This is a genomic window from Paenibacillus lautus NBRC 15380 (genome assembly GCF_004000945.1).
In the GTDB taxonomy this organism is placed as follows: Bacteria; Bacillota; Bacilli; order Paenibacillales; family Paenibacillaceae; genus Paenibacillus_AQ; species Paenibacillus_AQ lautus.
The window spans coordinates 108,453-121,302 of sequence record NZ_BIMF01000001.1 but is presented as its reverse complement, the minus strand read 5'-3'; the positions used below and the strand labels follow the sequence as shown (position 1 = coordinate 121,302).

The window sequence follows — 12,850 nt, the reverse complement described above, 5'->3', positions numbered from 1 at the left end:
TCTTATCCATCCAAAAATGTAATGGATGTGTAATTGTGAGAGACGGCGGTAGATGTCCCTAAGCAAGGGCGTAGGAAGGAGATATGGAGCAAGGGCATAGGTTTATTCCACAACTTGTATAGGAGGATATTCATGAAGAAGATCTCGATCAGTGTATTAACGGCATTATCCCTGTTTGTCGGAAGCTTCTATCTGAACACGGTGGAGGCAGCGCAAGAGAGCAACGCAGACAAAATGGTAGAGTCTCGTGAGACGAAGACGAGCCATTTTACGGATATTCAAGGCCACTGGGCCCAGGCAGCTATTCAAGATGCAATACAACGAGGTTATGTGGATGGTTATCCGGATAAAAGATTCCTGCCCAACAAACAGGTAACCCGAGCGGAATTTATTAAAATGGCGGTTTCAGCCATGAATATTGAGGTGGCTTCCTTAAGTTCAGGTTCCTGGTATGCTCCATACGTGGCTGCCGCAGAATCGGCAGGAATCTATAAGGCTGGCGATATCGGAAACAGTAACTTAACGGAACGAATGACGCGTGAAGAGATGGCTAAGCTAGCGGTAAAAGCGCTGGGATATAAGAATGTGGAAGACAAGCAGTGGATGTATCTTGCATCCAAGGATGGCATCATATCGGGGACCGCGCCTGGCGTAATATCTCCTACGGGCACTACGACAAGGGCTCAAGCCATTGCGGTTATAGAGCGTTTGCTTCAGGTAAAAAGCGGCAAGGCGCTCCCCGTTGATAAATATGCCGTAGCTGCGGCTGAAGTGTATTGGCATAAAACGAATATTTTCTCGGTGGCACCGGAGATTTTTAATGGGCCGGATAACAATAACAAAAATGTAGGTATCGATTCTTGGAAGCTTTCGAAGCTGCAATTCGGTGCACCGGATGGGTCTGTTGTAGCGCAAGTAGATGAACTAATAGCTATTGATTGGAACGATCCGAAAGATCCAAATCGCAAGCTTCTTCCTAGTAAAGAGAAGCTGGTTTGGGTTTTTGGAGCGAAATCAAATATTTTCACAGATGATCTGCAGGCTTACGTTATCATTTTAAAATCTCATTATGTAGTGAATAAGAAGCCTAAATTGTATCCATTTGATACGTTAAGTTTAAATATTTTGGGTTATAATGGTAAACCGAATGGTGCTAATCTGAATATGCCTTATCCTATTGAATCAAGAGATTCCAAGAGACAGGTGAATGGTTTAGTTATTCCCAAAACGGGGTTTAGTACGAGGGGGAATTTGAATGTAATAGTAGAGACTATTACAGCGGGCGCGCGTGTCTATCAAAATACTCTTTCTAGATCGATTCTAATCAGATAAGGAGATTAGGATCAAATGAAGAACAACCCGAAGTACTATATTGTACTAATTAATTTCAGTTTAATATTTTTGCTATCTAACTATATTCCTCTTGGACAAGCAGTAAATGCTGCTAATGATCTCACACAGGACATTAGCTATGAATTTGTAGTCGATTCTAAAGATTATGATTATAGTGGTTATAAATTTTCAGCAAAAAAGGAATTAGAGACGCAAAGAATTACTGTAAATGCACCTCCAGGAAAGATAATTAAGAAACTTGAATGGGTTAATAAAGCCACCAATGCGCCAATAAGATCAATTAACGGTTTTTCACATGGCTCAACAACCTGGACAGGAAAGGATACCTTGAGTGGTACAAAATTGAACGTAAGATCTCAGGGGAATACAAATTATGGAGGAGTATATTATTGGGATAGATGGTCTGTGAACGATGCTGGGAATGGTTATGGACAACTTTGGAAGGCTTCAAGTACAACTGGATTGATTATGGATAATAGTGATCCGAGATGTAATGTTAATGTGGAGAAAGAAACTATACAAGGACGTCAATTACCTAAGTATCCAGGGTGTACGGATCCCAAATTGGAAGCAAGGATCAATCGAACAGAAGCCTTTTTGATACTCGAACCAAGTAGCCCCCTAAACGGCACATGGATTCGTAGTGGTGCAATATCGAATGAATTGAAAGCTTCTAACATAGAAATAGATTTTAGAACTTTAATTCCTGACGTTCATGGTACAACTGGAAGAACAGATCCAAGTACTGTTGGTGGAGAGGTTGCAAAAGTGGAAAATAATAATAGCGACCTAGATGTGATAATTATAAACTTCTCCCAAACCTTCAATAACGACACTTACAACCGATACTGGGCAAATCCAGGTGCGAAGCAAGTTTGGTACTTCTCGAAGTTTTTCGTCGACTTTGATTCCTACACTTATATGTACAAAGACAAACTCCTTCGAGCCACCTTTGCAGATGGAACATCAGGCTTAGAAATCACAGGCGCGACGTGCGTGCCACCGTCCGGTACCATTCAGCTCACAGCGAAATTAACGAAGGTAGACGGAAGTACATACAATCTGCAAAGACACGACAAGTTGACCTGGCGAAGCTCGGATAGCAGTGTCATGACTATCAATGCGTCAGGTGTAGTGACAGCCGTAGCAACGACGGGGCAAGCGACGATTACAGCTCATTTTAAAGATACGGCCCAGGCACTGGATGAAACCGCCGATACCTCGATTCAGGTTGGAACAGGCTCTTCTTGCGGGAATACCGGTGAAGGAGATCCGGGAGGACCAGGTGGCCCACCCAACACATGCGGAATCCAAATCGGTGCGGCGAGAAAGGGAACCATTACATCGCATACGGTGATGGATCCCGTGGCAACGGGCGTAATCAAAGCGGACAATCGAGACTCTGAGAAGTTTGATGTTCTGGACGGGATACCGACTTCGGAATCCCTATACGTCAATGTGTTCGGACTCAACTATCTGTATAAGAACCAATGGGCAAACATGTCGGGGGAAATTACCTATACCGTTCCCGTCAAAAAGACGTATATTCTCACCTGGATGATACCGGGAGAACCAAGTTCGGGTCCGGATGATCCCGGCACGCCTGATGAACCCATGGAAGAAGAGGTTCCGGTAGAAGAACAAGTTACGATAACCAGGCCGTATTCCTACTGGCAAATCGATAACCTGGAGGTATATAAGCTAGCCAAAACAACCGTTAATAATTATGCATTACCTGGCGGTTCGGTGAACCTTACTCCAACCGGCTACACCCCTCCTGTCCTTACATCCGATCATAGCGCGAACGTTGACGATCATGTGGAGCCTGCACCATGCGAAGAAGTAGATCTAGGAACAGAAACCGTTTCAGGCGGTTCGAGCAGGCCAGCATTACCGACAACGGATTTTACATCCGCAGTGGAGTCGGCTGTAGGTCAAAACCAGGTGAAAAATGATAGAGTCCTGTTTAACGGATCTACCGTAATGAATGACAGCTGGGCGCAAGGGACGGCACCAACACCAGGGATCATTCCCCCGGCTGCGACGATTCAAAGAGACGTCCTGTACGGCAGAAACTATCTCATCAGCAATACATTATTGAATAAAGCGAATACGACGAGCACAGGAACGATAAATTATGATCTCATACCCGGCAACATTAATGGCGGATCTAATCTATCCTTTCCCGTCAATGCCATTAACACCGTCACCGTCCACACGCCGGTAGTCAATTATTCGTCGGTGACGGATGATCAGGCCCACAATCAGAAGACGACCCCGAACCCGAATCGGTCTGCTTTCATCTTGGATCGGCCGTTTACGGTACGCATCCCTACCTCGGGTCAGCATCGGAACATCCAGGGATACGGAGATCGGGACTATGCGAAGTATGTAAGATCGAAGCAGGTGTATTTTCCGTTCGATGTCTACAGCAGCGACAGGAGCACCTTTTATCCAAAAGACACCTGGATCACAATCCCGACGGATCAGCTGGACACGGAGTTTTTCCTGCCGGTATGGGTGGATGAAGGCGATTATCAGGTATACTTCCGTACGATTGCGGAGAACGCTCCTTCCGACTTTACGACACAGCCCAGCGCGAATCTGGATTTGGCTCACCATGTGGCTACGGATATAGAACCGGTCGAAGTGATCGGACGCGTATATGATTTTCATATCACGGATATAGCCGATTATAACTGGGAGACGGTCTTCCGCAAACAAAAAGGGAGTGCGGCACCAAGCGGCGCGTCCTATTGGACAGGACTTCGCGATATTGACGGTGGAGCACGCGGGAACTCGCTGCCGTACACACTTCCCATCGCACCGGGGAAGCATCCGGCTCAGGGATATAAGAATGCGGCCGTAAAGACAGGCTACCACTTCAAATTCGATTTGAAGACAAAGGGCAATATGTTTGGTGTACAAGACGGCATTTCCATTACACCGAGTTTTTATTTCGTTCATCCAGATGGCAGCGGACGGCAGCCCGTTGATCTGTATTACCATAGCGGAAACCGAAAGTTCATTCGGATCGGTTCCCCGCAGGACACGGAGAAGCGTTATGTCGTTCTGAACGAAAGGCTGCGCAATGTTCCGCAAGGCGAGCTGCAGGATAACGCTTCATATTTGTACAACCGCGGCGGAGCCCCGGCGGGAATGTCCGCGGCAGCTTACTTGAGGCAGTATTTGGAGAAGACCAGCAAGAATAAGACCTGGATAGGGCGGCTCGACTGGATGCTGCTGCCATCCGAAATACGAACACTGATCGGCCCGAAGTCAGGGTTGCCGGCCTCCGTTGACACGGAGCGGGCCAACGCGGCTGTACAGCGCTGGTATGGTGAATACAGTCTTCCTGCCGACGTGTACGTGGTGAAGAAAGGGACCGACCTGGCCGCTTATGGACGGACGAACCGACTGGACGAGAAATCCTCGGTTTTTCTGAAAAAAGGGTATATCGTGGTCAATTTCAACATCGAGACGATCCGGGAGGGGAATAGGGCCAAACCCCATCTGCAATACATTCATGGCCCACTCATGAATCAATGGCAGCTTGAAGGATACAGCCGCACGTATAATGATCCGTATGGTAAGCGGTTTTCTCTGATGGACGGGGATGTCATATTCTATCATGCCGATCAGTCCAGCAAAGGGGATTTTAGATCCCAGGTACCTCATTAAAGTTTTCACTTGACCTACTTATTATAAGAGGACGATCCTTAATCCTTACCCGTAATAACACCAAAACAGCCACGCCTGATTATTCTTAAAGGCGGTGGCTGTTTTGGTTGTGCTCGCTGTACTCGCAATGAAAAAGCTCTGTTGATCCAAGGCTACGCTGTTTACTCTATGGCATTAGGTTAGTTACAGACAGTGGCCTGTGTATCCCGCATATGGAATCAAACCGTAAGCATCAACGCCAACGCATTCGGTTTATCTCAATGCGGGGGCCAGGCATCGTTATCGTAGAGATAGCGGGCAAAAGCCATTGGATTCCGATACGAGTTCTTCCACGCTTCTCCCATGCCGGCCTCCAGGAAACCATACCGTTGATCACAGCCGTTGCACTCAATGAAATAGAGCCTTCCATCTTCGGTGATACCAATGTCCAGTCCAAAATCGGCAGCATACGGAATAAACAGGGACAGGATACGGGCGATATGCAGGGAGAATTCCGCAATGCGCTCGAGGGTTTCTCCAACAGGGGCATTCGGCATACAGCGGGTTAGAATGTCAGGTACCTGATAGGCGGAGCCCCCCTGCGCGATGTTGGAGACGAAGGTTTGGGGCGGTGAGGTTTTGGCAAACATGCCCGCGATTTCCCAGCTGCCGCTGCTTCCCCGCTGTACAGTGACCCTGATGTCAAAGGGACGTCCCCTGTATTCTGCCAGCGGGATCCGCTCCTGCGCCAGAAAGGGCGCACGCTTGATTCTCTGGTAGATTAGAGGATGAAGCTTGCCCTCGGCTAACGTTACGGTTCTCCATCCTTTAGCCGATGGGGAGGAGCGGGAATACGTCAGCTGACTGTGCCCGGTGCTTCTTTTCAGCCGCATAATCCCGATGCCGATGCTGCCGCTGCATGGTTTTAAGACGAGGTCACCATGCTGGCTCAGCATGGATCGAATGGAGATGGGCGTAGCCTTTACCGTATGCGGCAAGGCATTCGATAATCCCGAATCCTGTTCCAGCATATGGTGTATCGTATCCTTGCCGTAGCGCGTACGGCCGTTAAACACAAAGATTCCTTGTTTGATCAGATCCTCGATTCGCTTGAGTTCGCGTCGGTTGTGGTAGATGGCGCGCATATGGATAGCCCGGGGAATGGGAATATGGACACGGCGATACCCGGATGGAATGGGTATATATCCTGTCACCATTCCGGTATCCAATGAAATATGATGAATGGTAAAAAAACAAGGAACCAGTCCGTACATGGCAGCGGCTTCTTCATAGTTAGCCAGTGATTCAGTGCCGATTCTCCCGCTGGAAATTCTGCGATACGTGTTGTTGTTGAGCAGAATGCCGACAAATTCCGGATGCATGGTCATCCTCCTTGTTACCATAGATCATGGAGTCTTTGTACCACATCGTATGCAGGAGGAAGTTTGTCCTGGATGGACGGGTGTCGCCCGTGGTTGGCCTAATCTTTACCGGATATTAGTCACCAATCGACCCTGATTCGGTATATGTTAAGGTATCAGGCCATACACATGACAGGTATGCGTTTTTTTGAATTAGGGCAATGAAACACTGCTGGTATCAAGGGGATGGGTACCAATGATATATCAGTAGTGGTTTTTCATATAGATAAGTTGTGAGAAGGGTGTGGAGTTATGGGTTTGCGGAAGGTGGCAGTTGTGACGCCGGGGTCGTTTGTTATTCCTTCGGGGAGGAGCAGCTCGGTCGAGCGTGTAGTGGAGCAGACGATTCCATTGGCACAGGGAGCCATGGATGTGCGCATATTCGGAGTGCTTGGAAAAGGACTCCCTTCAAAAGACACGATCAACGGCGTTCCGTGTTACCGCCTGCCATCGGGAGCGAATTATTATCCTTCCCTGCTGCGGAGGCTTCAGAAATGGAGACCGGATATTATCGAAGTACACAATCGCCCGCTGTTAGCACAGCGTCTGAAGATGCATCTCCCGGATGTAAAGACTGTACTTAATCTCCACTCCAATACCTTTATATCGCCTCCGTATATGAGCGAGCAGCGCTTTGGGAACATTGCCAGGTGGATGGACGGCATCGTGGTGAACAGCCGTTTTTTGCTGGAAGATATCACGATAAGACATCCAGAGCTGTCGGATAAAATTACGATCAATCATCTCGGAGTCAGTCTGGAGCATTTTACTCCGCCCTTCAGCCCGGCAGCCAAGGCATTGCGGGAAGCCAGACTTGCTCATTACGGATGGAGCGGGCGGCGCATCATCCTGTTTGCCGGACGACTGATTCCGGATAAAGGCGTTCACCATTTGCTGGAAGCACTGCCGCAGATCATGGAGAAGCATCCGGATGTGCTGCTGCTCATTATCGGGAGCGCCGGATACGGATCGGATCGGGAAACCGCTTATGTGCGGGAGTTGAAAAAAACTGCAAGACCATACCAACATTGGGTAAACTTCCGGCCCTTTGTGCCATACCCGGCCATTGCGGATTGGTATTCGCTTGCAGACATCGTAGTGGTTCCATCTGCACCCAGAGAGGCGTTTGGGCTTGTAAATGTCGAAGCCATGGCTGCAGGCGTGCCGGTAATCGCTTCAAGTGCCGGAGGAATTCCGGAAATTGTGGAAAACGGAGTGACGGGGTATTTGGTCCAGAGCGATGATTTTCCAGCCGGACTTGCGCAGCGGATTAACACTCTGCTACAGGACGAAAATCTTCGCAGACAGATCGGAATGGCCGGTCGCGAAACGGTGCGGCAGCGCTTCAGATGGGATCATACGGCCGAGCGCTGGGTTCATTTGATGCAAACCATCTGAGGGTATCCGATGGAACAGTGGCAGGCGCCCCCCTTGCCGAATAGGATGAAGTAACGATTAGAAGCAGAGGAGAGAGCCGACAGTGAACAAAGCCAGAAGGATGATCACCAGGGGAAGAGGGAAGAGACCGTACCGGCGATATCCTGGCCGTCTCAAGACATCCGCGTACAGAACGGGTATTGATCGTGGTGGTACGGCCGAATATGAGTTGGCCGATGATACGATTGACTCGGCTCATCTTCGACATCGCAGTGTAAGAAGCGAGGCGATTGAAGACTATTCTGTATATAGCATTCATCTATCCCCTGAATCGATTACTTCCTCTAAAATTGCAAGCCATTCGGTGGACTTGGCGCATTTGAGCTTTAATCCGGTACAAGGGATGCCTGACAGGCCATTAATGCAGCAGTTTGGCGATATGCCCTTCATGTTTCCTGAAGGCGTCGACACCATCGATGTTGCTGTCTCGCTCCCGTCCCCTTATGCCGATGGAAATTATGTCATGGTGGTATCATGCAGCGACCCCGGGTTTCAAGCGGGGGTCAGGTCACGGAATGAGCTTCAGGCGATGATCGGCATCACAAGGTCCGCAGGTAATCCGCTTGCAGCCGGATGGTTATCATGGATAGCGATAGGCGGGCAATAGAATCATACAAAAAGGGCAGGGAGCATACTCCCCGCCCTTTTTGTATGTACAGATAGCGGATGGGGATAAGCGTTGGGGCATAACCGTACATCTGCCGTTACGGTGAAGGAGAGCAAACATACAATAGGATAGATTGCCAAGGAGCAAGTGACCGTTACGAGGGAGGAGGAGTGCAAGTATGCGCAATGTGCAGCGGTTAAGGCCCCGAAGAAGGTCGGTTTCTCGGCGTCCTTCCAGGGAATCGTTGCAGCCACCCGCTAATCCTACCACGTACCGTCCTATGGAACCACTGATCCCACGGGAGAATCACCCCCATCCTTACGTGTCTGTTATTATTCCCGCTATGAATGAAGCCGGTAAGATTTCCGCGGTCATAGCAGAAGCGCGGGCGGTTCATCCCGAAACGGAGGTTATCGTGGTTGCGAACGGGTGCAAGGATCAGACCGCAGCTGTCGCAGAACGGATGGGAGCCAAGGTGTTGTCTTTTCCGGAGCCGCTTGGACACGATGTGGGACGGAGTGTAGGCGCACAAGCAGCTAAAGGACGAATTCTTCTTTTTACAGACAGTGATATGGTTATTCCCTCCGGTGAGTTAAGGCCTTTCGTGCAGGCGGTTCAATCCGGCGTTGATGTGGCCTTGAACGATTATACCGGTCCTATCGATCGGCAGCCGGTTCACCGGGTTATTCTTGCGAAATATACATTAAATTCGATGCTTGGAAGGTCTGATTTGCGGGGTGCGTCCATGACAGCCGTACCGCATGCCTTAAGCCGTCGGGCGCTGGAGACAATCGGTGCAAGTGAGCTGTCCATTCCGCCGAAAGCGCAAGCGGCTGCAGTGAACCGGGGGCTGCGTGTGGAGGCGGTTTATCGCGTGGAAGTCGGACGCTTGAATCCCGGTCGAATCGCGGGCGGAGATCCGCTGGAAATGCTGGTGCTTGGCGATCATTTGGAAGCACTGGAAGCCGTGATGGCAGAGCGTGGTGTCCGAGGCGGATATCACGATGGTGGACGAAGACGGAGCGTGGTGAGGTGAGCACGTGCAAAGATGGGTTCATAAAAAGATAAGTCGATCAGGATCTAAAAGCCGAAGACGTTTAAGAAAAGGTTCCTCACGGGTGGTGGCGTACCGTTTAATACGGAACAGTCGTTGGGAACGGCTTGCACTGAGTGCGGGAGGTCTGTCCGGGAGAAGACGGGGTGCATCCAAAAAGGAAGCATCCATGGCTTTTGGTCAATGGCTGGCTTCCAGCGGAATTCCCCAACGCCAACTCTATCACGTTCTGCCCGGCGTGGCGGAATCGTTCCGACGCGGATACGCCAGAGGTTCCAGGCAGTCGATCCCGGCACCGCTGCTGCCGCCTCTGAAAGGGCGAGCTTCCGTAATCGTGTTCGCCTGCAACGAAGCGGGTTCCATTCCGATGGTGCTGCGAGAGCTAAAACGACTTCCATTTCATGAAATCATCGTCGTCGAGAATGGAAGCCATGATCATACGTACTCGGCAGCGCGTGCATTTGAAGGGGTTACGGTGATCCACATTCCCGAACGGCTGGGACATGATGTGGCCCGTGCCTTAGGGGCCAAGATGAGCACCGGGGACATCGTTCTGTTCATGGACGGGGATATGCCGGTGCCTGCGGAAAAACTGAGTTCCTATCTGCTTGCGGCAGATCGCGGAGTGGATGTGGCATTGAACGATATCATGCCATTGCTGCCGGAATTTAGCCGCCAAGATGAGGTTACCCGCTGTAAAACATTTCTCAACCGCATGCTGGGACGTGACGATCTAATGGCCAATTCGCTAACAGCTATTCCCCATGCGATGACAAGGCAGGCGCTGGAGAGTATCGGTTATGCGAATCTTTCAGTCCCACCCAGAGCCCAGACGTTGGCCATAAGACAGGGACTTCGGATTGAAGCGGTACAAACCGTGGATGTTTTGAGCGTAAACCGGCGAAGAAAGACGAATCGGGGTAAGGACAATCCAGTGGCAAAGCTGATCATTGGCGATCATATCGAAGCCCTGGGAGAAACGATGAAAGACCTTGGCGGGCGCCTTCAATGGGGACAGGTGTCACGGGCGGAATTATCCTTACGGAGGAACAGCCTATGAGCGGACTAACGAGTATTATTATTCCCACGTATAACGGACTGCATCTGCTCCGCACCTGTGTGGACCATATCCGTGCATACACCGATGTCCCCTACGAGATTATCGTTGTGGACAACGGCTCGCGGGATGGAACCGGTGAATATTGTGTACGGGAAGGGCTTTTGCTTGTCTCGCTGCCGGAAAACACCGGTTTCCCCATCGCGTGTAACCATGGTCTCCGGTTGGCTTTGGGAGATCAATTATTGCTGCTGAACAATGATGTATTTGTCTCGCCGCGGTGGCTGACGTTATTGCAAGAAGCGTTATACAGCAAGGAAGAGATCGGGGTCGTGGGGCCCGTAACGAATTACGCAAGCGGAATCCAGCAGGTGAAGGTAGGATATACGGACAGAGCGGGCTACATCCAGGAGGCAGAACGCTGGAATGTACCGAATCCGGAACAGTGGCACGAAGTGAATCGTATTGTGGGATTATGCTATTTGTTCAAGCGCACGGTCATGGATCGTGTGGGATACCTGGATGAGATGTTTTCGCCCGGACACTATGAGGATGATGATTATTGCTATCGCGCTCGCCTTGCAGGGTTCAAGCTGGTGGTGGCAGGTAATGTGCTGGTGCACCATGAAGGGAGTGCAAGCTTCCGAACCCGGTTTCCGAGCGGATTCCAGGAGTTGATTGAACGAAACCGGAGACGGTTTGTAGAGAAGTGGAATGTAGACCCATTACAATTCATCGAGGAGAGAGGTGACGCATCATGAAGGGCGTATTGCTGGCAGGAGGGAACGGCACCCGACTGCTTCCGCTGACGAAATATATGAATAAGCACCTGCTTCCGGTAGGAAAGCATCCGATGATTGCATATGGAATACACAAGCTGCATCAGGCGGGCATCGATGACATTTTATTGATTACCGGCTCCAAATCGGTTGGATTATACGCCGAATATTTGGAGAACGGACGGAGCTTCGGTGTCAATCTGACCTATAAGGTGCAGGAGCAGGCAGGTGGAATTGCGGAGGCGTTGGAGCTTGCGAAAGGGTTTATTCCTCACGGGGAAAAATTCGTTGTTCTGCTGGGCGATAACCTCTTTCAGGACGATTTAAAGCCGTTCATTCAGCATTATGTACAGCAGCCTTCCGGCACGGCCATGGTACTGCTTAGTCCTACGGATAGCCCGCATCGGTATGGCGTACCCGTATTTGCGGAGGATGGAGGCGGGAAATTGCTCTTCATTGAGGAGAAACCCGTAAATCCCCGGAGCCGTCATGCGGTGACGGGAATATATATGTATGATCATAGCGTATTTGATATCATCAGCCGAATCAGTCCGTCAGAACGAGGGGAATTGGAAATTACCGATGTCAACAATTTGTACGCAGCCAACGGCACATTAATCTATGACATCCTGCAGCAGTGGTGGTGCGATGCCGGCACCTTTGAATCGTTGCAGGAGGCGGCTGTGCATATGAAGGATGAATTGCCATGAAAAAACGGCGTGCAGTGCGGGTTACAGTCCATACCGGAGAGCAGCGAGAGGGGGGAGTTTCGGGTGAGCATTACCGAGCCGGTTATCAGGCCGGTTATGCTCTCGGGCTAAAGCTTGGGCAGGAGGACCGGGGCAGCGTATTCAAAGGAACAAGCATTATTATCCCTGCGGATTCTCACCATGATACAGTAGCTCAAGTCATACAGCATATTGAAACGATGACTCCCCACCTCTATGAGGTGCTTGTTGCCGATGCTGGCGCCACAGCAAATACGTGGCGGTATATTCATGATCGTAGAGGAGTCGTGCGTCACATCAAGGGGAATAGCGGAGATCATCTTGCCTGTGTAGTGAATAAGGCGATTTCAGCGTCACTTGGCGAGTATATCGCCATATTGGCCAATGTTTTACCTCACATGGATAACTGGCTTGGGATTCTGGTGAGCGAGCTTGAGCGTGAGCCTGCTATAAAAATGGTCTATGCCAGTTCTGCAGCAACGGGTTTAGGAGCAGCATGGGCGGATGAGGAGAAATCAGCTCCGTCGGGTTCCTCGTCCAATCCATTGAGCTGTCTGCTCTTCAGACGTTCGCTCCCGGCAGAGATCGGTATGTGGGATGAAGAGATCCTTTCCGCGGAAGACCATATGCACAGATGGCTTGAACGGATACCGGCGGAACAGAGGTTACAGATAGAGGAGTCATCCCTATTTGCAAGCGGGAAGTTATGATTTGAATTTTGCACGGAGACACCGTTCTCCGCATATGCTGAACC

Annotated in this window: 10 protein-coding genes; 9 read left to right on the top strand and 1 reads right to left on the bottom strand. The window is 50.1% G+C overall.

All coding sequences use genetic code 11. From position 1 onward, the window contains the following. The first annotated feature begins 132 nt into the window (after positions 1 to 132). Together PLA01S_RS00555 and PLA01S_RS00550 are read left to right on the top strand one after the other, a co-directional pair. Positions 133 to 1,332 carry an S-layer homology domain-containing protein gene (locus tag PLA01S_RS00555; RefSeq protein WP_127589582.1) on the top strand — a complete coding sequence of 400 codons (1,200 nt, stop codon included), beginning with the start codon at positions 133 to 135 and terminating at the stop codon, positions 1,330 to 1,332. Between the two features lie 816 nt (positions 1,333 to 2,148). Further along, positions 2,149 to 5,034 (top strand): DUF5704 domain-containing protein, encoded by a 2,886-nt coding sequence (locus tag PLA01S_RS00550; RefSeq protein WP_246059260.1) that lies wholly within the window; start codon positions 2,149 to 2,151, stop codon positions 5,032 to 5,034. 257 nt (positions 5,035 to 5,291) lie between these two features. On the opposite strand, the gene PLA01S_RS00545 is transcribed toward PLA01S_RS00550, so the two are convergent. Continuing rightward, a complete protein-coding gene (locus PLA01S_RS00545) occupies positions 5,292 to 6,395 on the bottom strand; it encodes a YheC/YheD family endospore coat-associated protein (protein ID WP_127589581.1) in 1,104 nt (367 codons plus the stop codon). 291 nt (positions 6,396 to 6,686) lie between these two features. On the opposite strand from PLA01S_RS00545, the gene PLA01S_RS00540 reads away from it, so the two are divergent. From PLA01S_RS00540 to PLA01S_RS00510, 7 genes are all read left to right on the top strand, one after another. Further along, positions 6,687 to 7,832 carry a glycosyltransferase family 4 protein gene (locus PLA01S_RS00540; protein ID WP_127589580.1) on the top strand — a complete coding sequence of 382 codons (1,146 nt, stop codon included), beginning with the start codon at positions 6,687 to 6,689 and terminating at the stop codon, positions 7,830 to 7,832. A gap of 82 nt (positions 7,833 to 7,914) precedes the next feature. Continuing rightward, on the top strand, positions 7,915 to 8,478 hold the full coding sequence (locus PLA01S_RS00535; protein ID WP_127589579.1) for a WIAG-tail domain: 564 nt from the start codon (positions 7,915 to 7,917) through the stop codon (positions 8,476 to 8,478). Between the two features lie 322 nt (positions 8,479 to 8,800). Then, on the top strand, positions 8,801 to 9,514 hold the full coding sequence (locus tag PLA01S_RS00530; protein ID WP_246059259.1) for a glycosyltransferase family 2 protein: 714 nt from the start codon (positions 8,801 to 8,803) through the stop codon (positions 9,512 to 9,514). Positions 9,515 to 9,599: 85 nt separating this feature from the next. Beyond that, entirely contained in the window at positions 9,600 to 10,592 is a 993-nt protein-coding gene (locus tag PLA01S_RS00525; RefSeq protein ID WP_246059258.1) for a glycosyltransferase family 2 protein, read from the top strand. Beyond that, positions 10,589 to 11,350 carry a glycosyltransferase family 2 protein gene (locus PLA01S_RS00520; RefSeq protein WP_127589577.1) on the top strand — a complete coding sequence of 254 codons (762 nt, stop codon included), beginning with the start codon at positions 10,589 to 10,591 and terminating at the stop codon, positions 11,348 to 11,350. The genes PLA01S_RS00525 and PLA01S_RS00520 overlap by 4 nt, the downstream gene beginning before the upstream one ends. Further along, positions 11,347 to 12,078 carry a sugar phosphate nucleotidyltransferase gene (locus tag PLA01S_RS00515; protein ID WP_127589576.1) on the top strand — a complete coding sequence of 244 codons (732 nt, stop codon included), beginning with the start codon at positions 11,347 to 11,349 and terminating at the stop codon, positions 12,076 to 12,078. The genes PLA01S_RS00520 and PLA01S_RS00515 overlap by 4 nt, the downstream gene beginning before the upstream one ends. Further along, a complete protein-coding gene (locus PLA01S_RS00510) occupies positions 12,075 to 12,806 on the top strand; it encodes a glycosyltransferase family 2 protein (RefSeq protein ID WP_127589575.1) in 732 nt (243 codons plus the stop codon). The genes PLA01S_RS00515 and PLA01S_RS00510 overlap by 4 nt, the downstream gene beginning before the upstream one ends. The last annotated feature ends 44 nt before the right edge of the window (positions 12,807 to 12,850 follow it).

Bases quoted from the DNA above. Each gene is read 5' to 3' on its own strand.
- PLA01S_RS00540 (WP_127589580.1), top strand. From the start codon at position 6,687: ATGGGTTTGCGGAAGGTGGCAGTTGTGACGCCGGGGTCGTTTGTTATT.
- PLA01S_RS00515 (WP_127589576.1), top strand. From the start codon at position 11,347: ATGAAGGGCGTATTGCTGGCAGGAGGGAACGGCACCCGACTGCTTCCG.
- PLA01S_RS00545 (WP_127589581.1), bottom strand. From the start codon at position 6,395: ATGCATCCGGAATTTGTCGGCATTCTGCTCAACAACAACACGTATCGC.
- PLA01S_RS00510 (WP_127589575.1), top strand. From the start codon at position 12,075: ATGAAAAAACGGCGTGCAGTGCGGGTTACAGTCCATACCGGAGAGCAG.
- PLA01S_RS00520 (WP_127589577.1), top strand. From the start codon at position 10,589: ATGAGCGGACTAACGAGTATTATTATTCCCACGTATAACGGACTGCAT.
- PLA01S_RS00555 (WP_127589582.1), top strand. From the start codon at position 133: ATGAAGAAGATCTCGATCAGTGTATTAACGGCATTATCCCTGTTTGTC.